18 protein-coding genes are annotated in these 25305 nt (G+C 69.5%); 8 read left to right on the top strand and 10 right to left on the bottom strand.

What is annotated here, in order from left to right; translation table 11 throughout:
• The first annotated feature begins 13 nt into the window (after positions 1 to 13).
• On the top strand, positions 14 to 1012 hold the full coding sequence (gene dusA / locus MYSTI_RS12970; RefSeq protein WP_015348210.1) for a tRNA dihydrouridine(20/20a) synthase DusA: 999 nt from the start codon (positions 14 to 16) through the stop codon (positions 1010 to 1012).
• Between the two features lie 7 nt (positions 1013 to 1019).
• Here the strand turns inward: dusA and MYSTI_RS12975 are convergent, their stop codons facing one another.
• The 3 genes from MYSTI_RS12975 to MYSTI_RS12985 are packed head-to-tail and all read right to left on the bottom strand — an operon-like array spanning position 1020 to position 3131.
• Positions 1020 to 1607, bottom strand: coding sequence for an imm11 family protein (locus MYSTI_RS12975; protein WP_015348211.1), 588 nt, complete (start codon positions 1605 to 1607; stop codon positions 1020 to 1022).
• Between the two features lie 30 nt (positions 1608 to 1637).
• Positions 1638 to 2192, bottom strand: coding sequence for a CGNR zinc finger domain-containing protein (locus MYSTI_RS12980; RefSeq protein WP_015348212.1), 555 nt, complete (start codon positions 2190 to 2192; stop codon positions 1638 to 1640).
• A 9-nt stretch (positions 2193 to 2201) separates the two neighbouring features.
• Positions 2202 to 3131, bottom strand: a complete 930-nt coding sequence (locus tag MYSTI_RS12985) for an arginase family protein (protein WP_015348213.1) — start codon at positions 3129 to 3131, stop codon at positions 2202 to 2204.
• Positions 3132 to 3351: 220 nt separating this feature from the next.
• Here MYSTI_RS12985 and MYSTI_RS12990 point away from each other — a divergent pair, with 220 nt between their 5' ends.
• A complete protein-coding gene (locus MYSTI_RS12990; protein WP_015348214.1) occupies positions 3352 to 3876 on the top strand; it encodes a hypothetical protein in 525 nt (174 codons plus the stop codon).
• A 34-nt stretch (positions 3877 to 3910) separates the two neighbouring features.
• Here the strand turns inward: MYSTI_RS12990 and MYSTI_RS12995 are convergent, their stop codons facing one another.
• The 3 genes from MYSTI_RS12995 to MYSTI_RS13005 are packed head-to-tail and all read right to left on the bottom strand — an operon-like array spanning position 3911 to position 7481.
• On the bottom strand, positions 3911 to 4849 hold the full coding sequence (locus tag MYSTI_RS12995) for a tetratricopeptide repeat protein (RefSeq protein WP_015348215.1): 939 nt from the start codon (positions 4847 to 4849) through the stop codon (positions 3911 to 3913).
• Entirely contained in the window at positions 4846 to 6384 is a 1539-nt protein-coding gene (locus MYSTI_RS13000; protein ID WP_015348216.1) for an acetyl-CoA hydrolase/transferase C-terminal domain-containing protein, read from the bottom strand. The genes MYSTI_RS12995 and MYSTI_RS13000 overlap by 4 nt, the downstream gene beginning before the upstream one ends.
• 32 nt (positions 6385 to 6416) lie before the next feature.
• The gene (locus MYSTI_RS13005) at positions 6417 to 7481 is read right to left on the bottom strand and encodes a hypothetical protein (protein ID WP_015348217.1); all 1065 of its coding nucleotides are present in this window, start codon (positions 7479 to 7481) and stop codon (positions 6417 to 6419) included.
• Positions 7482 to 7670: 189 nt separating this feature from the next.
• On the opposite strand from MYSTI_RS13005, the gene MYSTI_RS13010 reads away from it, so the two are divergent.
• Positions 7671 to 9884 carry a M3 family metallopeptidase gene (locus tag MYSTI_RS13010; RefSeq protein ID WP_015348218.1) on the top strand — a complete coding sequence of 738 codons (2214 nt, stop codon included), beginning with the start codon at positions 7671 to 7673 and terminating at the stop codon, positions 9882 to 9884.
• Positions 9885 to 9983: 99 nt separating this feature from the next.
• Here MYSTI_RS13010 and MYSTI_RS13015 read toward each other — a convergent pair whose 3' ends face one another.
• Positions 9984 to 11744: a glycosyl hydrolase family 18 protein gene (locus MYSTI_RS13015; protein WP_015348219.1), complete on the bottom strand. Its 1761-nt coding sequence runs from the start codon at positions 11742 to 11744 to the stop codon at positions 9984 to 9986.
• 201 nt (positions 11745 to 11945) lie between these two features.
• On the opposite strand from MYSTI_RS13015, the gene MYSTI_RS13020 reads away from it, so the two are divergent.
• The 3 genes from MYSTI_RS13020 to MYSTI_RS13030 all read left to right on the top strand — a co-directional run bounded on the left by MYSTI_RS13020 (position 11946) and on the right by MYSTI_RS13030 (position 17063).
• A complete protein-coding gene (locus tag MYSTI_RS13020) occupies positions 11946 to 13409 on the top strand; it encodes a M20 family peptidase (RefSeq protein WP_015348220.1) in 1464 nt (487 codons plus the stop codon).
• A gap of 226 nt (positions 13410 to 13635) precedes the next feature.
• Entirely contained in the window at positions 13636 to 15420 is a 1785-nt protein-coding gene (locus tag MYSTI_RS13025) for a DUF4215 domain-containing protein (protein WP_015348221.1), read from the top strand.
• A 188-nt stretch (positions 15421 to 15608) separates the two neighbouring features.
• A complete protein-coding gene (locus MYSTI_RS13030) occupies positions 15609 to 17063 on the top strand; it encodes a hypothetical protein (protein WP_015348222.1) in 1455 nt (484 codons plus the stop codon).
• Between the two features lie 22 nt (positions 17064 to 17085).
• Here MYSTI_RS13030 and MYSTI_RS13035 read toward each other — a convergent pair whose 3' ends face one another.
• Positions 17086 to 17895 (bottom strand): SAM-dependent methyltransferase, encoded by an 810-nt coding sequence (locus MYSTI_RS13035; protein ID WP_015348223.1) that lies wholly within the window; start codon positions 17893 to 17895, stop codon positions 17086 to 17088.
• 41 nt (positions 17896 to 17936) lie between these two features.
• On the bottom strand, positions 17937 to 19046 hold the full coding sequence (locus MYSTI_RS13040) for a Kelch repeat-containing protein (protein ID WP_015348224.1): 1110 nt from the start codon (positions 19044 to 19046) through the stop codon (positions 17937 to 17939).
• Positions 19047 to 19256: 210 nt separating this feature from the next.
• Here MYSTI_RS13040 and MYSTI_RS13045 point away from each other — a divergent pair, with 210 nt between their 5' ends.
• Positions 19257 to 22547, top strand: a complete 3291-nt coding sequence (locus MYSTI_RS13045; RefSeq protein WP_015348225.1) for an RCC1 domain-containing protein — start codon at positions 19257 to 19259, stop codon at positions 22545 to 22547.
• 59 nt (positions 22548 to 22606) lie between these two features.
• On the opposite strand, the gene MYSTI_RS13050 is transcribed toward MYSTI_RS13045, so the two are convergent.
• Positions 22607 to 23635, bottom strand: coding sequence for a coiled-coil domain-containing protein (locus MYSTI_RS13050; RefSeq protein ID WP_015348226.1), 1029 nt, complete (start codon positions 23633 to 23635; stop codon positions 22607 to 22609).
• 260 nt (positions 23636 to 23895) lie between these two features.
• On the opposite strand from MYSTI_RS13050, the gene asnS reads away from it, so the two are divergent.
• A complete protein-coding gene (asnS, locus tag MYSTI_RS13055) occupies positions 23896 to 25296 on the top strand; it encodes an asparagine--tRNA ligase (RefSeq protein WP_015348227.1) in 1401 nt (466 codons plus the stop codon).
• Positions 25297 to 25305: the final 9 nt, after the last annotated feature.

Consider the following 25305-nt stretch of genomic DNA (forward strand, 5'->3'; position numbering starts at 1 on the left):
TCCGAGTTGACTCATGATGCCTTCCCGCCCCATGCCGTTGTGTGTCGCGCCGATGATGGATTGGACGGACCGGCACTGCCGCTACTTCCACCGTCAGATCAGCCAGCACACGCTCTTGTACACGGAGATGTTGACCACGGGCGCGGTGCTGCACGGCGACCGGGAGCGGCTCCTGGGCTACGAGCCGGCAGAGCACCCCGTGGCCATCCAGTTGGGTGGGTCGGAGCCGGAGGCGCTGGCGGAGTCCGCGCGCATCGCGGAGGCGTGGGGCTACGACGAGGTGAACCTCAACGTGGGGTGCCCCAGTGATCGGGTGCAGTCGGGTCGGTTCGGGGCGTGCTTGATGGCGGAGCCGGAGCTGGTCGCGCGGTTGGTGGCGGCCATGCGGGCGGCGGTGCGCATCCCGGTGACGGTGAAGTCGCGCATCGCCATTGACGAGTTGGAGGAGTGGCCCACGTTGGAGCGCTTCGTGCGGCTGATTGCCGCGGAGGGCTGCACGCGGTTCATCGTGCATGCGCGCAAGGCGTGGCTCCAGGGGTTGAGTCCGAAGGAGAACCGCGATGTGCCGCCGCTGCGCTACGAGCTGGTGCACCAGCTCAAGCAGGAGCTGCCGCACCTGGACATCAGCATCAACGGGGGCATCAAGACGCTGGATGCGGCCGCCGAGCAGCTGACGAAGGTGGACGGGGTGATGATCGGGCGCGCCGTCTATGAGAATCCCTACCTGCTCGCGGAGGCGGACCGCCGCTTCTTCGGAGTGCAGGAGGCGCCTCGTGCGCGGCACGAGGTCGTCGAGGCGATGCTGCCGTACATCGAGCGGAGTCGTCAGCGCGGTGCGCCGCTCAGCTCGGTGACGAGGCACATGCTGGGGTTGTTCCAGGGGTTGCCCGGTGCGCGTGCGTGGCGCAGGCACTTGAGCGAGAACGCGCACAAGCCGGGAGCGGGGCCGGAGGTGGTGGTGGCCGCGCTCGCGAAGGTGCGCCGCGAGCCGGAGTCGGTGGTCGCGGCCTGAGGGGCGCTCAGACTTCCTCGAACTCCGCGCCGGTGACGTGGGCGCGCTCGAGGGCATCCTTGATGTCCTCGGAGACGATGAGGACGCCGGTCCATCCCCAGGGGCGGAACACCTTCACGCCGCCGACCTGGGTGGGGTCGATGCGCAGGCCGTAGACGCTGCGGTACTTGCCGAGCTTGTCCGGGCGTTCGTCCTCGGGCTTCCAGTACAGCACCTCCTCCGAGGCTTCATCGTCGATGCAGCGGACGAGCCGCGTCGCCACGAGGATGAGGTACTGGTCGGGGCAGCCTGGGATGTCCACGGGGATGAGCTGCACGTCGTCGGGGGCCAACTCCGCGAAGAGGGTGGCGGCCTTGACGTGGATGACGGGAGTCATCCCCGCGCCAGCATGGCTGTAGTCCAATCGCCTGCCAGGCTCGTCGATGGGGAGCGTCAGGCGACCGGAGACGCGGGCGGGCCGACCGGAGGAGAACTCCCTGAAGTCCTCCACCTCATGCCCCTCGCTCGTCAACGGGTCCCCCAGGAACCAGTTTCCTTCCTGGACGTTCTCCATGAGCCTGAAATATCGAGCGGGATTCGGCATGGAGGGGCGCATTACGACCTCTCTGGTTTCAGCTTCGACAGGTCATTGCTTGGGCATACCGGAGCGGAAGCGCTGGAGCTTGGTGCGGTTGCCGCATACGGCCATGGAGCACCAGCGTCCTGAGCGGTTCTTCGACGTGTCGTAGAAGGCTTCCTGGCACGCCCCCGCCGCGCAGACCTTCATCCGGGGCCAGTAGCCCTCGCGCTGCGTGGAGACGATGGCGGCGAAGAGGTGCCCCAACCCCTTCCAGCCGCCATGGCCCGCGGGACGCAACACGACTCCCTCCTCGCTGAAGCCCACCGTGAGCGGACTGCTGGCGGCCACCCGCTCCAGCGTGCGGAGCTCCGATGCCGGCAGCGGCTCTCCCGTGTGCGAGAGCAGCACGGCCCGCAATGCCTCGCGCATCTCGATGGCCGCCTTGAACACCTCCGACGAGACAGTGTCGGCGGTCGACAACAATCCCCGAGCACGACACCAGGACGCGAACGCCTCCGCCGTGGGCACCGCGTCGACCAGCTTCTCCACGTCCAACGTGTTCACGAAATCGAGCAACAGCACGACATCCGTGGGGAGTCCGGGGCTGTGTGCATCGGCCATGGCCAGGGCCTATCGCGTCTCACTCGCGGGCACCAGCGCCCCCAATCCGCGGACCAGCGTGTCCACCAACGCCCGCGCCGCATGTCGCTCCGGGTCCAGGCTCGGGTCGTAGATGGTGACGTCCATCCCCACCGCCATCCCTGACTCCACGAGCCGCGCCACCAACTCGCCCAGCTCGTCCACGCGCAGCCCATCCGGCTGACGCGAGTCCACAGCCGGCATCACCGCGTCGTCCATCACGTCCGCGTCCAGATGCATCCAGAACCCATCGACCCCCGTGGCCCGGAAGCGCTCGACGGCCCGCGTCACCCCCGCCGCGATGCCATCCCTGCGCAGCGTGCTCAAGTCCAACCACGCCATCGCCGTGTCACGAACGTGCTCAGCGGAGACCTTCGCACCCCAATGCTCCGGGTCCCTGACTCCCAACACGGCCACGTCCTCGTCGCGGACCAAGGGGCCTCGCCCTTCCAGGTTCGACAGGAGCGAAGGGCCTCGGCCCGAGGCGAACCACAAGTCCATCCCCGCGACACCTCCGGACAAAGACGCTTCCGGTGGCCAGAAGTCGGTGTGCCCATCCATGAAGGCCAGCCCGTGGCGGCCACCCGTGCGCTTCAGCCCCAGCAGACACCCCAGCAAGATGCTGCAATCACCCCCGAGCACCAGCGGGAAGCGCTTCGCCCGCACGACGCGCTCCACCACGTCCGCGAGTTCGCGGCTCATCGCCACGATGCCTCGCGGGTTGCGGACCCGAAGCTCCGCGTCCCGCTCCGGCTCATACGGCCCGGGCAACACCGTGTGCTCCACCCGAGCCCCGAGCCGACTCCCGAGCCCCGCATCCATGAGCGCCTCCGGGAGGAGGTCCACGCGGGGAACCCGTCCCTCCGGGCGACTGAGTCCCAGACTCGATGGCGCGGCGACCAGGGCGATGGGCGAGGGCATGGGGACTCCGGGATGAAGTGTAACCTTCATGTCGATTTTAATGGTGTCTGGAAGGTAATGCCCCAACCCGAGGTCTGCAACCAGTCATACGGATTCGATGGTTTCAAGCGAAGGGGGAGCGGGTCTCTGGCGACCGGAAGGAGGGGCGCTCAGGATCTCGACAGGGGCCAGGGGCCCTGGGAGCATGGGCCCCCCGTACCGTCAAACCGGAGGTTCAATCGTGGCTGCTGGCTCTCTCGCATCCAAGCTCGTCAAGCTGCAGGACAACATCACGGAGTGCGCTGCTCGGCGCAAGCTCTGGACGGAGAAGTTCCCGGAGTTCGAGCGGCTCGCGAAGTCGGTCGTCGAAGGTGTCAACAAGGATGCGGCCCTGGGCGAGCTGCTCACCGTCCACACGTTCCAGACGGATTGGGGGAACATGCCCCTCCTGATTGTCAGGTTCGCGGAGGGCTCGACGGGACTCACGCGCACGGGCTCCGACGAGTCCGACAAGCTCACCGCGCGGGGCGCCGCCATCTCGTTCATCCCCGACGTCACCGGGCGCGTGGTGGTCTTCATCTCGAGCTTCTCGCTCAAGGACAAGATGAACCCGACCCTCAAGCGCGAGGAGTTCGACGGCCGCTCTGTTCGCAGCCACCTCCCGGGCGACCTCATGAGCAGCGTGGCCATCCAGAACGAGCTGAATGCGTTCTTCGACGCGGTGCTCCCCACGCACTGGTCGAACGCCATGCAGCTCCCCGGCTAGCCACACGGGCGGACCTCAGCGCCGGGATGTGGCCTCAGCCGTCCCGGCGCCCTGTCTCCTCGGCGGTGCTCCCGTGTCCTTCCCGAGGACGCGGGAGTGCCTGGAGCGTCGAGCGAAGTGCCTCGGCCAGCGCGGGCGGGTCTCCCCGGCGCAGCGCGGCCAGTCCCGTCTGGAAGTCCGTGCGGGCCCCCTCGACATCCCCCGCCTGGGCGCGCAGCAGCCCCCGCTCGTGGAGCAGCTCCGGGTCCACCCCGTCACCCTGCTGGAGCGCCAGTGCTTCCGTCAGGTCTCGGAGCGCCTCGTCCCTCCGCCCCAACCGGGTGCGCGCGGTGGCCCGCTGCTGGAGGAGCCACGGGTTGTCGGCGTCCTCCGCGAGCGCCAGCGTCCAGTCCCGCTCCGCCTCCGCGTGACGCCCCAGCGCCTCCAACGACTCGGCCCGCTTCATGTGGAGCACCAGCGCCTTGCGGTAGCCGCCCTCCACCAGCGCGTCGAACTCCGCCACCGCCTCTCCATGGCGACCGAGCCGGGCCAGACACAGCGCCCGGTGGAGCCGGGTCGTGCGGTGCCCCGGCGCCAGCTCCAGGGCCCGCTCGAACCACGGCAGGGCCTCCGCGGGCGCACCGCCCCAGATTCCGACTGTCATCGCCACTTCCATCAGGACGCGCGCCAGCCGGGGGTGGGCCGTGGCGAGCGACTGCGCGAGCGCCAGCGCCGACGCATAGCGGCCCGTCCTGCGCAGGTGGTCCAGCTCGCGAAGCCGCTCGGCGACCTCGGGAGGGCAGGGCTCGCGTCCATTGCGCTCACCCGTGTCGGGCCGCGTCGGCTTCCGGAGTGCCGCTGCTTCACGCGCCTCCTTCGCCCCGGCCGCGGTGGCTCCAGAGGACACCGCTGGCCCGGGAGGCAGGTCCGAGTCACCACCCCCTGGCGGCTCCCTGTGCTCGGGAGTCGGCAGCTTGTCGTCGTCCTTCGTCATTCCGCGTCGGACTCGCCAGGGAAGGCGCGGCACGCGGCGTCGTAGTCACGCCACCAGGCTTCGAGCACCTTCATGTCCGTGGCCCGAGGCTCATCCCCCGGGCCCGCCATGTCGAGGTACGCGTGCAGGAGCGGCCGGAAGTACGGATGTGCGCACTGGTCGATGATGTCCACCGCGCGCCTGCGCGGCGAGCGGATGTCCATGTTCCGCGCATACCCGTGCTCCGTCACCACGCACTTGATGTCGTGCTCCGTGTGGTCGATGTGCCGCACGTACGGCATGACACAGCTCACCGTGCGCCCATCCTTCAGCTTCCGCACCGAAGGCGTGTGCACGATGCTCAGGTACGCGTTCCGGAAGAAGTCCCCGGAGCCTCCCAGCCCGTTGACGATGCGCGAGCCGTCGATGTGCGTCGAGTTGACGTGCCCGTAGATGTCCACCTCGATGGGCGTGTTCATCGCGATGACGAAGAGGCGCGAGATGATTTCAGGGCTGTTCGACAGCCACATCGGCCGCAGCACCAGCCGCTCCCGGCTCCGCTCGAACATCTCCAGGAACTTCTTTCGCCCCTCGCCGGAGAACGACACCGCCGTGGCGGACGCGTACTCGAACTTCGCGTCGTCCTCCACGTAGCGCAGCATTCCGTCCTGGAACACCTCGGTCCAGAATCGAATCTTCTGGAAGGGGGACGCATACAGCTCACCGATGATGGCGTTGGCCACGTTGCCCACGCCGGACTGGATGGGCGGCAGGCGCTTGCCCCAGTGGAACTCCTCCCGGCAGCGCAGGAGGAAGTCCACCACGTTCTGCGCGATGCGCCGGTCCGTGGCGTTCGCCGCCTTGAACGGCACCGGATGGTCCGGCGTGCGCGACTCCACCACCGCCACCACCCGGCTCAGGTCGATCTCCACGTACGGATTGCCGATGCGGTCTCTCACATTCAACAGCGGCAGCGGCCACCCGACATGCGGATGCACCGTGGGCAGGACGATGTCGTGGAAGCCCGTGTAGTCCGGCACCGAGGTGTTCACCTCGAGGATGATTCTCTTCGCGCGACTCAGCGCCTCCGCGCTGATGCCCACCGACGAGGTGAGGATGACGCTGCCGTTGGGCCGGATGCGCGACACCTCCACCACCGCCACGTCGATGTCGCCATAGAAGCCGTACATCAGGTTGCGCGCGAAGGCGGACAGGTGCACGTCCGTGAAGTCCATCTCCCCCGCGTGGATGCGCCGGCGCGACGCGGACGAGGACATGTACGGCCCGCGCTTGCGGATGAAGGGCGCCATGGGCCCCTCGACGTCCTCGGAGAGCGAGGCCCCCGACAGGAGCGTCAGGCGCGTCTGGGGAGCGGTCTTCGCCAGGTGCGCCGCGAGCGCGGGGAAGAACGTCTTGGGCTCTCCCGACTTGGTGAAGCCGCTGATGGCCACCGTGTTCCCATCGACGACGTGCTTCACCGCCTCCTCGACGGGGACCACCTTGGCGAGCAGGTCGGCGTTCTGGATGCGTTCCTTCAGCGGGCTCGGAGCGTTCATGGGCGGGCCGGAGGATGGCACACCTGGAGCCGTCAGCGTGGCTCCGCTTCGTCGCAGTCCTCCTCCTCTTCCTCGAGCCTCAGCCGAGCGGCGGGCGACACCTCGAACACGAGGCCGAAGTGCCAGAGACTCACCTTCTCCAGGAAGAGGATGTTGTAGTAGTCCTGGCCGTGCACGTAGCGCGCGAAGATGCCGAAGCCCGCGCCCCAATAGGGATGTGCGGCCACCTCCGCGCTCACCGTGGCCCGCTGGCTCGGCGTCTCTCCGAAGGGCACCGAGAGCAGCACCTCTCCGCGGAAGCGATGCTGCTTCCAGATGCGCTCCGTCCGGGCGTTGAACCCCCAGGTCCCATCGCCTTGGACGCGCCGCTGCTCGTCGGTGATTCCTCCCGGGCCCAGGGACACGTTGAGCTCCAGGAACGAGCCGCCGCCCACGAGCCAGGCGTTGTCCAGCCTCGGGTCCACCGAGAACGCGTACTGCCCATGCAGCTCCCCGCGCACGAAGTTGGTGGAGAAGCTGCCCGCCACCTCGTTGAGCGGGGGCTCGCCTTCCTCGGGCTCGCAGTGGGGGTCCTCCCCCGTCTGGCTCAGGAAGAAGCAGCCTCGCTGCCCGTTCGAGTGGTGCCCCAGGATGAAGTTGGCGGCGAGCACCAGCCCTCGCCCCGGGCGAGCCCGGCCCTCCACGTCCTTCAGCCGCCGCAGGTGGGCCACCTGGAGCGTCAGCTTGGGGATGAAGGACGGAGGAATGACGGGCCTGCTTTCCAGGTCCAGCAGTCGTAGCCGGATAAGTGGGTTGAAGACCGCGGAGAGGAACCACTCGCCGGTGGGGCCTCCTCGGCTGCCCGTGTGGAGCTGGGGGAAGAACAGGTTGGGCGCAAGCTGTCCCTCGAAGAGGAGATTCTCGGGGGACTCGGGGTCTCCCACGCGGTGGATGCGATCAGGGGAGACGAAGAGGTAGCTGCGGTCCAGGAAGAGCGGGGTGGGGGCGTTGTACTCCAGCTTCCAGTCCGCCCTCGCGCCGGGGGCCAGCAGCAGCAGGAGGAGCCTCAGCGCGGGCCGCCAAGGCCGGGCCAGGCGCCTGCTCGGGGCGTTCCTCATGGGGCTCTCCTCGTCGCGGGCCGGGAATTCCCCGGCGCAGGGGCCGTGCTCTATCCCCATTGCAAGGGGCGCTCACCCGGCCCCCAGGGCGTCTGTCCGCGGTCGGGAAGAGCTGGCCCGCGGAACGTGTTGGGCGCCGCGATTCCGTGCTTTGGTGCACACCCCCTTTCGTCGGGAGAACCACTTTTCATGCGCAACCTCTTCATCGCCGGAGCAGGCATGGCCGCCCTTGTCACCTCCGGTTGTGCGACGACGTCCCCTGAGCCCCGCCCCGAGGCCGCCGCCGCGGCGCCCGCTCCGGAGGCCCCCGCGGCGCCGGTGGCTCCGGCGAACCCCCTGCTGGCGAAGTGGGCGGGTTCTCACGGGGGCGTGCCGCCGTTCGACCAGGTGAAGGTCGCCGACTTCAAGCCCGCCATCGAGGGCGCCATGGACGCGATGCGTCGGGAGCTGGCCGCCATCGCGAACAACCCGGAGGCGCCCACCTTCGAGAACACGCTGGCCGCCATGGAGGACGCGGGCCGCGCGTACGCCAACGTGGAGACGCTCTACGGCATCTGGGGCTCGTCGCTGAGCAGCCCGGAGTTCCAGGTGGTGGAGCGGGAGATGGCGCCCCGGTTCGCCGCCTTCGATGACGAAATCGCCCAGAACGAGGCGCTCTTCCGCCGCATCGAGGCCGTCTACAACTCCCCGGACAAGGCGAAGCTGACGGCCGAGCAGCAGCGGCTGGCGTGGGTGCACTACACCCGCTTCGTGCGCTCCGGCGCGAAGCTGGACGCCGCGGCGAAGCAGCGCCTGGCGGCCATCAACCAGCGGCTCGCCTCGCTCTACACGTCCTTCGGTCAGAACGTGCTGGGCGACGAGGAGGGCTACACCGTCGTCCTGGAGTCGGAGGCGGACCTGGCGGGCCTGCCGGACTCCGTGCGCGCGGGCGCCGCCGCCGCGGCCGAGGCCCGGAGCCTGAAGGGCAAGTGGGTCATCACCAACACGCGCTCCTCCATGGAGCCGTTCCTCACGTACTCGTCGCGCCGTGACCTGCGCGAGAAGGTCTGGCGCAACTACGTCAACCGGGGCGACAACGGCGACGCGCGCGACAACAACGTCATCATCTCGGAGGTGCTGAAGCTGCGCGCCGAGCGCGCGAAGCTCCTGGGCTACCCCACGCACGCGCACTGGCGCCTGGAGAACGCCATGGCCCGCAAGCCCGAGCGCGCCATGGAGCTGATGGAGGCGGTGTGGAAGCCCGCCGTGGCCCGGGTCCGCGAGGAGGTGGCGGACATGCAGAAGGTGGCCGACAAGGAGCGCGCGAAGCTGAAGATCGAGCCGTGGGACTACCGCTACTACGCGGAGAAGGTCCGCAAGGCGAAGTACGACCTGGACCAGAACGAGGTGAAGCCCTACCTGCAGCTGGAGAAGCTGCGCGAGGGCATGTTCTGGGTGGCCGGAGAGCTGTTCGGCTTCACCTTCACGCAGGTGTCGGACGTGCCCGTCTTCCACCCCGACGTGCGCGTCTGGGAGGTGAAGGACCGCGACTCCGGCCGTCACGTGGGCCTGTGGTACTTCGACCCGTACGCGCGTCCGGGCAAGCGCTCCGGGGCGTGGATGAACGCGTACCGTCCGCAGGAGCGCTTCCGGGGTGAGGTGACGACCATCGTCTCCAACAACTCCAACTTCGTGAAGGGCGCCGCGGGCGAGGCGGTGCTCATCTCGTGGGAGGACGCCACCACGCTGTTCCACGAGTTCGGCCACGCGCTGCACGGCCTGAGCTCGTCGGTGACGTACCCGTCGCTGGCGGGCACCAGCGTGGCGCGCGACTACGTGGAGTTCCCCTCGCAGTTGCTGGAGCACTGGCTGTCCACGCCCGAGGTGCTCAACACCTTCGCGCTGCACTTCCAGACGGGCAAGCCCATCCCCCAGGCGCTGGTGACGCGCATCGAGAAGGCCGCCACGTTCAACAACGGCTTCGCCACGGTGGAGTACCTGTCCTCCGCGCTGGTGGACATGAAGCTGCACCTGGCCGGTGACGTCACCATCGACGCGGACGCCTTCGAGCGCGACACGCTCAAGGCGCTGGGCATGCCGAAGGAGATTGTCATGCGCCACCGCACGCCGCAGTTCGGCCACGTCTTCGCGGGCGACGGCTACTCGGCCGGCTACTACAGCTACCTGTGGTCCGACACGCTGACGGCGGACGCCTTCGAGACCTTCACCGAGGGCAAGGGCGCCTACGACAAGTCGGTGGCGGAGCGCCTGCGCAAGAGCGTGTTCTCCGTGGGCAACACGGTGGACCCGGCGGACGGCTACCGCTCCTTCCGCGGCCGCGACGCCGGCATCGACGCGCTGATGCGCAAGCGCGGCTTCCCGGTGCCCACCACCGCGGGCGCGCAGTCGAAGTCGACGCGCTGAAACGCAGTGACCGCCGTCACCGGGTCCTCACGGTGACGGCGGCCTCGGGGCGAGGGGAGGCAGCGACTCCCCTTGCTCCGGACGCGGCTCAGGGCCCGCTCACGGGTCCAGGAACGAGCGCTTCACCTGGTGCAGCAGCTCGTCCTTGCGGCCCTCGGGCGCGTTGGCGATGTGGCCCTGGTTGATGGTCCAGATGATGGTGCCACCCAGGCCCTTGGAGCGCGCCCACTGGCCCTTGACGGCGACGGACTGGCCATCCTCGTACGAGATGTAGTTGCAGTGGCCGGGCCCGCTCACGGTGGGGAAGGAGAGGTAGGGCGAGGCGGCCTTCTCGTCCCAGCGGCGCGCGTGCGGGTCGTAGTACGCCTGCATGATGTTGCTGTAGCTCATCGCGTTGTCGCTCTGCCCCTCGGAGACGTGCTGCCGTCCGTCCAGCGGGGTGCGCGGCTCCGTGACGCCCTGCCAGCACGTGCCGAAGAAGCCGATGCCGATGCCCAGCCGGCCCGGAGGAACGCCCGCCTTCAGGTAGCCGTCCACGGAGTTGGCGACGGAGCTGGGGCGGCCCGGGGAGTCGTCCATGAGCGGGCTGGAGTGCCAGCTCTCCCAGCTGCCCCAGTTGCCGCTCATCTTGTAGGACATGATGTTGAGCTGGTCGACGCGCTCGGCGAGCTGCGCCATGAACGCGGCCTCCACCTCCGGCATCCCGAAGTTGGCGTTGATCCAGTTCACCGGCACCGTGAGGATGATGTCCGGCCGCGCCGCGCGCAGGTCGTCCAGGAGCGCCAGCAGCAGCTCGCCGTCATTGCCCGCGGGCGGCAGGTTGATGGGCTCCCAGTCCAGGTCCAGGCCGTCGTAGCCCAGGTCGTCCATGAGCTTGAGGAGCTCGCGCACGAAGACGATGCGGCTGTCGCCCGTGGACGCCTGCACGAAGCCGTCGTGCTCGCCGAAGCCGCCAATCATCAGCAGCGCCTTGCGCCCCGCCTCGTGGGCTCGCGCCGCCAGGGCCCGGGCCATGATGGGGCCTTCGTACGTCGTGACGTCGAAGTCCGAGTAGAGCGTCCCGTCGTACCGGGGGCGCACGCGGCCCACCATCAGGTGCGTCATGCCGGAGAAGTCCACGGACTCCACCGGCAGCAGGCCGCGCTGATAGCCCACGTAGTAGCCGGACACCCACTGCGACGGCGCTCCTCCGGCCCGAGGCGTCACGGAGCCGGCGGACACGGTGGGGCCTTCGCCCATCTCGTTGAACGCCTTCACCGTGATGGTGTGGGCCTTGTCGTTGGGCAGGTCCACGATGCTCACGCTCGCCGCCGGCGCCTTCACCGTCACCGAGCGGCCGCCCGGCTCGGCGGTGACGACGTAGTGCTGCAGCGGACGGCCGCCGAAGCTCGCCGGCGCCAGCCAGCTCACATACGCCTGCCCGTTGCCCGCCGTGACGCGGACCGCGCGCGGCTGCCCCGGCACCGTGGGATTGCGGATGGACAGGCCCGCCAGGGGCGTCACCGATTCCGACGGGACGGAGGACTCTCCCTCGCCCCGCGCGTTCACCGCGGAGACCTTGAAGAGATATCGAAAGCCGTTGTTGAGCCCCATCACCATCGCCTGATGGTCGCCCGCGCTGACGATGGCGCCCCCGCAGGCGGGCTCACATTTCACGATGTAATAGAGCAAGGGGTGGCCTCCATCACTGCTGGGAGGCCTCCACGTCACCAGGGCCTGCGCATCCGCTGGCTGCGCTTCCACGGTGGACGGCTGCCCCGGGAGCCCCGGGCCTTCGTCCCCCTTGCCGCATCCCCCAAGCAGCGTCCCCACACCCACCGCGAGGACGAGCTGCCACTGCGTCATGAGTCGAGTCTTCACTGCACACCTCTTGGAACTAGCTACATAAGACTATACGGGAAGGTCTGACAAACCTGCTTTTGAAATGAATAACGGCGTTGGATGTGATTGTCAGGCAACAAGGCCGCCGGGAACATCTCACAGTCCGAGAATCCAGCGGATGGAGACTGGACGTTTCGCGCGCTGCGGGGTGCGGCTTTGGTACCGTGGGCGCACTTGCCAATGAAACGATTGTTCTTGTCCCTGACCCTCGGGGTCATTGTCCTCGCGGCGGTTCTGGTGGTCCGGACGCTGGCCTTCACGTCGCGCCAGGCGGTGGCGGAGGCGGAGGAGACGCCGCTGGAGGTGGACGCGGAGGCGGCGGCGGCCCGGCTCGCGGGGGCGCTGCGGCTGGAGACGGTGGCCGCCTCGGAGGGACAGCCCGCGAACGACGCGGCCTTCCAGGCGCTGAAGGTCTACCTGCGGGAGCACTTCCCCCGCGTCCATGCCGCGCTGAAGAGCGAGCCGGTGGGGGCCCACTCGCTGCTCTACACGTGGCAGGGGACGGACGCGTCGCTGCGGCCCGTGCTGCTCCTGGGACACCTGGACGTGGTGCCCGTGGCGGCGGGAACGGCCGCGGGGTGGGTCCATCCGCCCTTCTCGGGTGTGGTGGTGGATGGATATGTGTGGGGGCGTGGCGCGCTGGATGACAAGGGCAGTGTGCTGGCGCAGCTCGAAGCGGTGGAGGCCCTGCTGGCCGCGGGGGAGCAGCCCCGGCGGACGGTGTTGTTTGCCTTTGGCGCGGACGAGGAGGTGGGCGGCCTGGAGGGCGCGGTGGCCATCGCCGCCCTCCTGAAGGAGCGGGGCGTCCGGCTGGAGTCGGTGCTGGATGAGGGCGGCGTCATCATGTCCGGCACGGTGCCGGGGGTGAGCGCGCCGGTGGCGCTGGTTGGGACGTCCGAGAAGGGCTTCGTCAGCGTGGAGCTGAAGGTGAAGGGCGAGGGCGGTCATTCATCCATGCCTCCGCCGAGCACCGCGGTGGGCGTGCTGGCGCGGGCCGTGTCGAAGCTGGAGTCGACGCCCATGCCCGCGCGGCTCGCGGGCGGGAGCCGCGAGCTGTTCGAGCGGGTGGGGCCCGAGATGGGCTTCGGCATGAAGCTGCTCTTCGCCAACCTGTGGCTCACCGAGCCGCTGGTGGTGAAGCAGCTGTCCGCCAAGCCCACCACCAACGCCGCGGTGCGCACCACCACCGCCGTCACGGTGTTCGAGGGCGGCGTGAAGGACAACGTCCTGCCCTCGAGCGCGCGGGCGGTGGTGAACTTCCGCATCCTCCCGGGCGACAGCGTCGAGGCCGTGCTGGAGCACGTGCGCAAGACGGTGGACGACGCCCGCGTGGAGCAGGGCACGCTGGCCTTCCAGAGCGAGCCTTCGCCCGTGTCACCCACCGACTCCGACTCCTGGCGCCACCTGGAGCGCTCGGTGCGCCAGGTGTTCCCACAGGTGGTCGTGTCGCCCTACCTCAACGTGGCGGCCACGGATTCACGCCACTTCGTGGGGCTGAGCGACAACGTCTATCGCTTCTTCCCCGTGCACCTGCAGCGCGAGGACCTGGCGCGGATTCACGGCCAGGACGAGCGGATCTCCGTGCCGGGGTACCTGGAGGCTGTTCGCTTCTACGCCCAGTATCTGCGAAACGCCGCCCGCTGAGACATCCTGATAACAGTCCAGGACCGGGCGGGTCCCCCGGGCGCGAGGCCCGTCGCCCCGAGTGCGGCGCACATGGGCGCGGATGTGGGCCGGCGATACGTACTGAGCTGATTCAGTCCGCCCTTCCTTCACATCTGTGTGTCCCCTGGACTTTCACGGAGTGTACGGACAGAGCCATGCGCAACTGCGTTGACACGCACCGCGAGCAATTCCAGCATTCGAGTTCATGGCGACCGTCCCTTTGCTTGGCAAGCGGCTCGCGGGTCTTGCACTCGCGTCTCTTCTCTTCTCGATCATGTCGTTCTCATGTGGAGGCGGCGGAGGTGGTGCTGGAAAGCCGGATGGCAGCGTCGACCAGCCCGATGGTTCGGTGCAGTGTGACGGGGGCCCGTGTCCCACGGACACGTGTGGCGACAGCCTCCGGCAGTCGGACGAAACGTGTGATGACGGCAACAAGGCGAACGGCGACGGCTGCACCGCGGACTGCAAGACGGTGGAGACGGGCTGGAACTGCGACGTCGTGGGCAAGCCCTGCGTGAAGATTGACGGCTGTGGCAATGGCCGCCGGGAAGCCGAAGAGGAGTGCGACGACCGCAACGTGACGTCGGGCGACGGCTGCAGCGCGGAGTGCAAGAAGGAGCCGGGGTGGAACTGCCCGTCCACGGGCGGGCGTTGCCAGGCGGCGCAGTGCAACGACGGCATCAAGGTCGGCGAGGAGGAGTGCGAGGACGGCAACGTCGCGAACGGCGATGGTTGCAACTCGGCGTGCCGGTTGGAGGAAGGCTGGAAGTGCCCGACCGTTGGCGCGAAGTGCGTCAAGACGACCTGCGGCGACAAGATTGTCGAGGGCACCGAGGAGTGCGACGACGGCAACAAGGACATGGGCGATGGCTGCTCGCCGTTCTGCAAGCGCGAGCCCCAGTGCTCCAACGGGACCTGCACGCCCGTCTGCGGCGACGGCGTGATGCTGCCCAACGACACGACCGAGGAGTGCGACGATGGCAATGTCCGCGCCAACGACGGGTGTTCGGCGACGTGCAAGAAGGAAGAAGGCTTCAGCTGCACGTTCATCGAAGACAAGCCCCCCGCTCGAGTGGTCATCCCCGCCGTGTTCCGGGACTTCATCGGGTTCCCCTGGACGGGGGGCCACGCGGACTTCCAGAACAAGAACGGGCAGTCCGAGAAGGGCATCGTCAAGTTCGACCTGACCAAGACCATCAAGGGCAAGACCTTCCCGGGCGGCAAGCCTGACTATGCGTTGGACGGGACCAACCTGGATGACTCGACCACGAACGGCCGGGCCTTGTTCGAGCAGTGGTACACCGACGACCCCGCCGCCAACCGCACGGTGGTCGGGTCGCTGGACCTGGTGCGCCAGTCCAATGGCTCGTACGTGTTCGACGACCAGGACTTCTTCCCGCTCGACAGCGTGCCGGGGACGTGGGTGGCCGAGGGCAAGGAGACCAAGCGCAACGACAACAACGGCACGGCGCGCAACTTCCACTTCACCAGCGAGGCGCGCTACTGGTTCGAGTACAAGGGGGGCGAGGTGCTCACCTTCCGCGGTGATGACGACGTCTGGGTGTTCATCAACGGCAAGCTCGCGGTCGACCTGGGGGGCGTCCACGGCGCGGAGGACGGTGGCATCACGCTGGACCAGGCTGCCGCCACTCGGTTGAACCTGCGCGTCGGTGGCATCTACGAGGTCGTCGTGTTCCAGGCCGAGCGCCACACGACGCAGTCTTCGTACCGCCTGACGCTCAACAACTTCGTCACCAAGCGCTCCGAGTGCCGCAACACCTGTGGCAACAACATCAAGGACCCGGGCGAGGAGTGCGATGACGGCGTCAACGCGGGCGGCTACGGCCAGTGCGGCCGGGGTTGCATGTGGGGCCCGCGCTGCGGCGACGGCCAGGAGCAGTCGGGGCCTCCCGCCAATGAGGAGTGCGACGACGGCAACACCGTCAGCAACGACGGCTGCAGTGCGACGTGCCGCATCGAAATCAACTGAGCGCGAGTCATCGTGAAGAGCCGCTCCGGGGTTGAGGCCCCGGGGCGGCTCGTGACCCGCTCCGGGACCCGGAGCGGGTGGCCCCTGGGGCAAGTGTGACCGCGACGGCAGGCCGAGGGAGCAGGCGGGTAGGGCCTGTTCCCGAGGCTGTCCTCGCGAGGGCGTCGGGGTATCTTCCGCCCGACTCCATGGCGCCCCACCTCCTGCCGCGTGTGCTGCTGCTGCTCTTCCTGACGTGGGCCGTCCCGGCCAGCGCGGGAACGGGCCGGGCCGCGCTGCCTCCCACCTCCGAGGTCATGAGCGTGCTGCGGCGGGTGGAGACCGCCCGCGTGCGCGGCACGTTGCGCGTGCTGGACAGCGAGCTGGAGGAGCAGGGGCGCGCGAGGCCCAAGGACCTGATGCCTCGCGTCTATCGCGCGTGGCTCGCGTTCCCCGCGGATGCGTGCTGGAACGAGCTCAAGGCCCTGTCCACCCTGGAGCCGGAGAACCCGTGGCCGCACCTGGGCATGGGGCTCATCTACATCCGCTGGGGGCTGCTCGCGGAGGCACGGGGCCCGCTGTCCACCGCGCGGCGCGTGTCGCCCGACTTCGCCCCCGCGCTCTGGGGCGAAGGGCTGCTGTTGCAGGCGGAGGGGAAGCTCGCGGACGCGGAGGCGCGGCTGCGCGAGTCCCTCTCGAAGCTGGATGCCCCGCAGACCCGCACCGCGCTGGGCCTGTTGCTGGCGGGCCTCCCCGGGCGCGAGGCGGAGGCCCGCGCGGAGCTGGTGCGCTCGGTGGATGCGTGGCCGGAGCAGCCGGAGGCGCTGCGCAAGCTGGCCTCCCTGGCCCAGGCCGCGAAGGACGTGGGCGCGGCGGCTGTCGCGGGTGAGAAGCTGGTGGCGCTCAAGCCCGCGGACCGCGAGGCCCACCGTCTCCAGGCGGACCTGTGGCTCGCGGCCTCGGAGAAGGAGAAGGCGGCGCGCTCGCTGGAGCGGTACGTGGAGCTCGGAGGCTTGGACCCCGCGCCTCTGGCCTTGCTGGCGCGCGTGTACGCGGAGCTGGGCCGCGCGGCCGATGAAGAGAAGGCGCTCGTGCGCCTCATCGACGTGGAGCTGAAGGACGCGAAGCCCATGCTCCGGCTCTCGGAGCTGGCCGACGCGCGCGGTGACGTCGCCGCCAGCGAGGGCTTCCTCGTGCGCGCCTCGGAGCGGGCGCCAGAGCGCTCCGACCTCCACGTGCGCCGCGCCCGGCTGTGCCTGAAGCAGGAGCGGTGGAAGGACGCGCTCGTGTCCTATCGCGCGGCGGCCTCGGCGCCGGAGCAGAAGGTGGCCGAGGCGGAGGCGGAGACCGCGGAGCTGGTGCGCCGCTTCCGGCTCCCCGCGACGCCCGCCAAGGGCGCGCAGGACAAGATCTACAGCCGCGTGTCGCTGGGCCTGGTGGCGCTCTACATGGAGCGGCTCAAGGAGAAGCCGGACCTCAAGGGCAACCTCAAGCTGCAGGTCCAGGTGGACGCGACGGGCAGGGCCACGCAGGTGAGCGTGCTCTACGACAGCCTCCAAGACGCGCTCATCGCGGGCCATGCCTACTTCGCGTTCATGGACGCGGAGTACCCGCCGGCCGTGGACCAGCCCATCTTCCAGTACGTCTTCCGGCCGCCCAAGTAGGAGGCCGGAAGTCGCGCGGGGCTCAGCGCTTCTCGAGGATGACGGCGTAGAACTCGATGCCGACGCCCTCGCGGTCCTCCTCGGTGATGTGGCTCAGGGGCAGGCCCAGGAACTCGCGCACCGTCATCACGCCGCCGGGCCCGGGCGTCCAGGGGCCGCACATGTCCAGGTACTCGCGCAGCGAGTAGAGGTGGAAGGACTCACCCATCCGCTGGAACATGCCGACGAACTGCTCCCACTTGGGCGTGCTCAGCCCCGGGGCCTTGGTCTCGAAGGTGGCGAAGAGCTTGGAGCCGGGCGCGGCCCACTCGTAGAGGTCCGCGAAGAACCTGCGGTTCTCCTCGGCGGGGAGGAACACGGTGATGGCGTTGGCGCCGAAGGCCACGCGCCGCTCTCCGTCCAGGAACTCGCGGACATCGGGCCGGTGGAGGAACTCCCCCGCGTTGCGGATGTCACATTCCAGGTAGCGCGTGTTCGGGTTGCCACCCAGCAGGTGCTTGCCCGTGGTGATGGTGAGCGGGTTGATGTCGCTGTAGAGCACCTTGGCGTTCGGCAGCACCGAGTGGACATGGTCGCTGGTGGGCAGGCCCGACGCGAAGTCCACCCAGTGGTGGTAGCCGCCGGCGGACAGGCGCTGGGCCGCGGTGCGCAGGCACGCGCGCAGCATGCGCACCCACTTGGGCGTGGAGGGCACGAGCGAGAACATGAACTCGGCGGCCTGGCGGTCCACCTCGAAGTGATGCGTCCCGCCCAGGGTGTAGTCGTAGATGCGGGCGGCATCGGGAACGTGAGGGTTGACGCCTGGAATGCGAGCCAGCTCCGGGTTGTCCATCCGGTTTTCTCCGTCGGGGGAAGACGTGTGTCGGGGGAAGTTCAGGGGCGCCAGACCTCGGAGGTCGTCTCCAGGGAGCCGTCGTGCGTCACGCGCGAGGTGCCCACCACCAGAAACGCTCCGTTGCCCAGCGGGACGACGGTGTGCCCCGCGCGAGCCCTCGACAGCGGGATGCCCGGGGTCCATCCTCCCGTCGCCGGATTCCACAGCTCCACGGCGCTGGTCTCTTCGTAGGGGTTCGCGCGAATCCCGCCCAGCACCGCGGCGCGTCCGTCGGGCAGCGCGATGAGCGCGAAGCCGGAGCGGGCCACCTCCAGGCTCCCCGTCGCGCTCCACTGACGTGTCCCCGGGTCGAAGACCTCCGCGCTCGCGAGCGACTCTCCGCCCCGCCACCCGCCGACGACGAGGATGCGGCCGTCGGAGAGGGTGACGCCCGTGGGCTCGTCTCGCGACTCGGTGAGCGGATGGGCCGAGGTGCTCCACGTGCGGCCCTGGGGCTCCCAGAGCTCCGTGTTCCGGTCCAGCGGGGGAGCCAGGTGCTGCCCGTCGATGACGGCGAACCCCATGCCGTTGTCTCGCCCGCCCGCGATGACGACGTGCTCGCCGCTCACGCAGACAGGCCCGACGTGGAAGAGGCGCACCGTCTGGCCCGCGGGCTCCCAGGCCGCGGCGCCGGGACGCAGCAGCTCCGCGCGGGTGCCTCGCTCGAGGTCGTCGTCATGGTCCGAGCCCAGCACCAGCACCGCGCCGTCGCGCAGCACCACGGCGGTGGGCCGCGAGCGCGCCGCCAGCAGCGCGGGCCCCGGGCTGCAACGCCGCGCGGCGGGCTCCCAGAAACGGGTGGAGGCCAGCTCCGTCGTCTGGTCGTCCCTTCCGCCGATGAGCAACACACGCCCATCCGGGAGCGGCACCGCCGCGTGGTCCTGGCGGGGCTCGGGCAGGGCGGGCACCTCCAGCCACTCCTCCCGGGCGGTGTCCCAGAGCGCGGCGCTCGTCGAGGCACGAGACCGGGTGCCACGCCCGTCGGGATGTGAGCCCATTCCCCCCGTGAGTAGCGCCCCCCCGGCGACGGGCGTCACGCGGAAGCCCTCGAGCCAGAGTCCGGAGTAGGGGACGCGCCTGCGCGCGGTGGAGGACGGGCTGGATGTCATTCCCCGCCATCGTATGTCGTTGCGCCGCGTCGTGCCTCACGCCGGGGTGAGGTCGGCGGTGACCTGGGTTCCTCGGGTGCGGGCGCGTCAGGCTCCGGGGCGTGGCCAGGGCTCGCGAGGGCTTGAAGCCAGACATGCCGGGGCGCGGCTTGTCTGTCGCATGTGTCTGGTGATTCTCTGGCGCCCTCGAGCTGAACCGAGGGGGGAAACATGAACCGTGTGCGAAGTCAGTCCGTCGTGGCTGTCTGGCGCTGGTTGCTGTGTGTGTTGTGCCTGTCCGCCTGCGCGGGGCCCGACGCGGCCGAGCCGCCCGAGGCCCCCGGCTCCGCCCGCGCCGCCGAGGGGACCTCTCGACAAGGCTCGGTGCTGGCCGGGCGTCACCACTCCCTGGTGTTGAAGGCGGACGGGACGGTGTGGAGCTGGGGCGGCAACAACTACGGACAGCTCGGCACGGGCTCGACGCGGCAGAACCCGATGCCCGCGCGCGTGTGGCGCTTGTTCAGCATCACCGCCATCGGCGCCGGGGAGCTGCACTCGCTGGCGCTCAAGTCGGACGGGACGGTGTGGAGCTGGGGCGCCAACACGAACGGACAGCTGGGGGATGGCACCCTGATATCCCGCTCGGTGCCCGCGCCGGTGCCGGGGCTGACGAACGTGGTGGCCATCGCCGCGGGGTTCTCCCACTCGATGGTGCTGAAGGCCGACGGCACGGTGTGGGCGTGGGGCCTCAACGCGGCGGGGCAGCTGGGGGATGGGACACCGACGCGGCGGCTGACCCCCGTGCAGGTGCTGGGACTGACGGGGGTGAAGGACATCGCCGCGGGCAACGTGCACTCGCTGGCGCTGACGGCCGATGGGCGGCTGTGGACGTGGGGCGGCAACGTGGACGGGCAGCTCGGCACGGGCGACCTGGTGGGCCGCTCGACCGCGGCCGCCTTGCCCGGGATGACCGGTGTGGTGGCGCTGTCGGGCGGAGGCTCGCACTCGCTGATTCTCAAGATGGACGGCTCGGTGTGGAGCTGGGGGAAGAACGACGCGGGCCAGCTGGGGCTGGGCTCCGTCGTGTCCACGCCCACGCCCACGCAGGTGCCCGGGCTGACGGAGATGGTGGCCGTGACGGGCGGAGGCCAGCACTCGGTGGCGTTGCGCGTGGATGGGACTGTGTGGGCGTGGGGCAGCAATGCCCGCGCGCAGCTCGGCGATGGAACGCAGACGCAGCGCCTGTCGCCCTGCCAGGTGACGGGGCTCACCCAGGTGAAGGGCGTCGCCGCGGGAGGCGGGCTGCACTCGGTGGCGGTGAAGGGCAATGGAGAGGTGTGGGCCTGGGGCTCGAACAGCGAAGGCCAGGTGGGGGATGGGACCTATCTGATGAAGCTCGTGCCCACGACCGCGCGGGTGCTGGTGGAGCGGGCGGACGTCTCCGCGGGAGGGGGACACACGCTGGCCCTCAAGCCGGATGGCACCGCGTGGGGCTGGGGGCTGAATGCCCAGTCGCAACTGGGTGACGGAACGACGACGGCCCGTCCGTTGCCCGTGCAGGTGCTCAACCTGACGCGCGTGGCGGCCGTCTCCGCGGGGACGTACCACTCGCTGGCGCTCAAGGAGGACGGCACGGTGTGGGGCTGGGGGGCCAACTACTGGGGCGCCATCGGAGACGGGACGGCGCTCAATCGCAGCCAGCCCGTCAAGGTGAGCGGCACGCTGGTGGCGATGACCGTGGCCTCGGGGAACTTCCACTCCCTGGCCTTGAGCGTGGATGGCTCGGTGTGGGCCTGGGGTGACAACAGCCTGGGGCAGTTGGGAGATGGGACCGTCACCCCCACGCGGAACGCACCCTTCCGGGTGCCGAACCTGGAGGGCGTCGTCTCGCTGGCCGCGGGAGGTGAGCACTCCCTGGCCCTGAAGGCGGATGGCACCGTCTGGGTCTGGGGCCGACAGGACACGTGCGCGGACCCGGAGAACGTGGGCCGGGTGCTGCGCGTGCCCGAGCAGGTGCAGGGCCTGACGGACGCGGTGGCGGTGAGGGCGGGGCGCTGTCACTCCGTCGTGCTGCGCGCGGATGGCACCCTCTGGGCCTGGGGCCGCAATGCCGAGGGGCAGCTCGCGGATGGCACCTTCACGGACCGCATGACGCCGGCGCGGGTGGATGGCCTCACGGGCGTCATCTCCTTCTCGGTGGGCTCCGAGCAGACGCTGGCGCTCAAGGCGGACGGCACGGCCTGGGCCTGGGGGCCCAATGCCCAGGGGCAGCTCGGCGGGGGACTGTCGGTGCCGCGCACGCGGCCCACGCAGGTGCCCACGCTCACCGATGTCCGGACGGTGGCGATGGGGGCCGTGCATGCCCTGGTCCTCAAGGACGACCTGACGCTCTGGGCCTGGGGGAGCAACGCCGAGGGCCAGGTGGGCGACGGCGCGTTGGATTGGCAGGCGGCGCCGGTCCGCTCCGGGCTCGCCGCGTCACGAGGGCTGGCCGCCGCGACGCAGTACTCCCTGGGCATCGCGCTGGACGGCAGCGTCCAATCGACGGGGGCCAATGCCTCCGGACAACTGGGTGACGGGACGCTGTTCCCCCGCGCGGAGCCCGTGCCCGTCATCGGCCTCTCGGAGTGTCGAGCCATCGCGGGCGGCGCCACCCATGGCCTGGCCTTGAAGACCGACGGCCGCGTGCTCTCCTGGGGCGCGAACGCGGAAGGGGAGCTGGGGGATGGCACCACGGTGGCTCGCCGCGCGCCCGCGGTGGTGGGGCCGCTGGCGGGCGTGCTGTCCATCGCGGTGGGGGCGCGTCACTCCCTGGCGCTCCTGGGCGACGGCTCCGTGCAGGCCTGGGGCTCCAACATTCAAGGCCAGCTGGGAGACGGGACGACGGTGTCCCGTGTGCTGCCTGTCCGCGTCCAAGGGCTGACGGGCGTGGCCGCCATCGCCGCGGGAGATGGCTTCTCGCTCGCGCTCAAGCACGACGGCACGGTGTGGGCCTGGGGGGGCAACACCTTGGGGCAACTGGGTGACAACACCACCTTGCGCAGCCTGGTGCCGGTGCGGACCCAGGCGCTCACGGGCGTCACGGCCGTCGCCGCCGGACGCAACCACTCGCTGGCGCTGAAGGGCGACGGGACACTCTGGGCCTGGGGCTCCAACACCTATGGCGAGCTGGGCGATGGCACCCAGGCGCGGAAGCTCGCGCCCGTGCAGGTGACCTCCCTGACGGGCGTGAGCGCCCTGGACGCGGGAGACCACCACAGCCTCGCGGTGACGTCGGGAGGCAAGGTCTGGGGCTGGGGGCGCAACCAGTTCGGCCAGGTGGGCAAGGGCGTGAAGTCGAACTGGCAGCTCCTGCCCGCGCAGGTGCCAGGGCTCACCAGCGCGGTCGCGGTGGCGGGCGGTGGCGAACACTCGCTCGCACTGCTCTCGGACCGGAGCGTCTGGGCCTGGGGCCACGGCGACATGGGCCAGCTGGGCACGGGGATGTCGAACCTCCGCCTGAGCCCCGTGCAGGTCTGGTAGCGCGCGCGCTCCCTGGACACGGCCGATCGAGCCGTGTCCCGGGAGTGGCGCGGGGCGGACTACTTCGCCTTGCCGAACTCGCGGCTCGCGATGACGCCCTGCACCTCGGCGAGCGCCCGAGCGCCCGATGCGGACTCCAGGGCCTTCTCCGCGATGGCCTGCACCTGACGCTTGGCCTCGGCGAGCTCCGTCTGGAGCGTCTGGATGGCCTGGGCCTGCTTGGTGCTCGTGTCCTTGAGGGAGGCAATCTCCATGCTGGCCACGCGCTGCGCCGTCTCCGCGTCCTTCGTGGCGAGGGTGAGCTTCAGCTCCCAGTCCGACTTCACGCGGTTGCCGACGATGGCCGCGGCCGTGTCCGCTTCCTTCTTCAGCACGGCGGGGAAGTCGGCCACCTGCTTGCGCAGGTCCTCCAGCTCCTTCTCCCGCAGCTTCAGGGCCTCGTCGCGCGTGGCCCACTCCTTCTCCAGCTTCTCCTTGCGGTCCCGCTCGGTGGCCGCCTGCACGCGCAAGCCCTCGGCGAAGGTGTCCTGCTCCTTCTTGCGCTGGATCTGCACGTCATACGTGTACTGCTCCTCCGCCCGCTGACGCGCCACCTGCGCGGACTCCTTCTCCGTCGCCAGGTCCGCCGCCGCCTTCGCGCGCGTGTCGGAGATGTCCTTCTGGAGCGCCGTCATCTCCTCGTGGAGCTCCGCCTTGCGCTTGTCATACTCCGCGACGAGCACGTCCACGGCGCTGGCGGCCACGTCACGGCCGTGCAGCTCCGACAGCTCCTCCGTCTTGAGGTGGATGGCCTCGTCCAACTGCTTCATCTCCTCCACCAGCGCGATGACCTGCTCGTTGATGCCCGCCAGCGTCTTGTTGATGGTGAGGCCCGCCTCGGTGACCTTCTTCACCGCGGACTCGGCGGACAGGGTGGAGACGTCCGCCAGCACGTTCTTGGCGTGGCTGTCGCGGGCCTCCTGCTCCTTGGCCGGGACGACGGGCTTGCTGCGCGCCTTGCGCGCCAGGTCCTCGAAGGCGGCCTTGGTGGACTCGGAGGAGCGGTTGCGGGAGACGGACTTGCGGGACTTGGACTTGGTGGAAGCCATGTGACTCTCCAGGTAGGGCACGGCCACCCGGGTCCAGGGGACCCGCGAATGGCGTGAGGGTTTCGTGAGATTCCTGGCCCCCTTCTCGGGCGACCATGGGAGAAGAATACCTAGGGGGTCTGACACGGTTGGCTGGGTTCCAGGCATGCGGCGGGGCCTGGAATCGGGCCTTTCGGAGGCCGGGGGGGCACACCGGACTTGTCCTCGGGGCCGCCGCACGGCTAACTCGCGGCCCAGAATCCGCTCAAGGGAGAGCGTCAATGCAGGTCGTCAGTGTGAAGCAGGTCCTCGCCGGCGCGGTGGAGGCTGGGACGAAGGTGGAGGTCCGTGGCTGGGTGCGCACCCGGCGCGACTCGAAGGCGGGCATCAGCTTCGTCAACGTGAGCGATGGCTCGGTGTTCGACCCCGTCCAGGTGGTCGCTCCCAACTCGCTGCCCAACTACGAGAAGGAGATCCTCCACCTCACCGCGGGCTGCTCCGTCGTCTGCCGCGGCACGCTGGTGAAGTCCCAGGGCAAGGGGCAGGCCTACGAGGTCCAGGCGGACGAGGTCCAGGTGCTGGGCTTCGTGGACGACCCGGACACCTACCCCATCCAGCCCAAGCAGCACACGCTGGAGTTCCTGCGCGACGTGGCGCACCTGCGCGTGCGCACCAACACGTTCAGCGCCGTGACGCGCGTGCGTCACCGGGCGGCCAACGCCATCCACAACTTCTTCGACCAGGAGGGCTTCTTCTGGGTCAACACGCCCATCATCACCGCCAGCGACGCCGAGGGCGCCGGGCAGATGTTCCGCGTGTCCACGCTGGACGCCGTCAACCCGCCGCGCACGCCGGAAGGGAAGATTGACTGGCACAAGGACTTCTTCGGCAAGGAGGCGTACCTCACCGTCTCCGGCCAGCTCAACGTGGAGGCGTACTGCCTGGCCATGTCGAAGGTCTACACCTTCGGCCCCACGTTCCGCGCGGAGAACTCCAACACCACGCGCCACCTGGCCGAGTTCTGGATGATCGAGCCGGAGATTGCCTTCGCGGACCTCAACGCGGACGCGGACCTGGCCGAGCGCTTCCTCAAGCACGTCTTCAAGGCGGTGCTGGAGGACTGCGCTCCGGACTTCAAGTTCTTCGAGGAGCGCGTGCAGAAGGGCGTCACGGAGCGCCTGGAGAAGTTCATCCAGTCGAGCTTCGAGCGCATCGACTACACGGAGGCGATCGAAATCCTCAAGCGCGCGAAGAAGAAGTTCGAGTACGCGCCCGAGTGGGGCAAGGACCTGCAGACGGAGCACGAGCGCTACCTGGCCGAGGAGCACGTGGGCCGGCCGGTCGTCGTGATGAACTACCCGGAGGCCATCAAGGCCTTCTACATGCGCATCAACGAGGACGGGAAGACGGTCGCGGCCATGGACGTGCTGGCCCCGGGCATCGGCGAAATCATCGGCGGCAGCCAGCGCGAGGAGCGCCTGGACGTGCTGGACGCGCGCATGCGGCGCTTCGGCTTGGACCCGGCCCACTACCAGTGGTACCGGGATTTGCGCCGCTACGGCTCCGTGCCGCACGCGGGCTTCGGGCTCGGCTTCGAGCGGCTCATCGTCTACATGTGCGGCCTGCAGAACATCCGCGACGCGATTCCCTATCCGCGCGTGCCGGGCTCGGCGCAGTTCTAGGCCGAGCCG

It is taken from the genome of Myxococcus stipitatus DSM 14675, assembly GCF_000331735.1.
GTDB lineage: Bacteria > Myxococcota > Myxococcia > Myxococcales > Myxococcaceae > Myxococcus > Myxococcus stipitatus.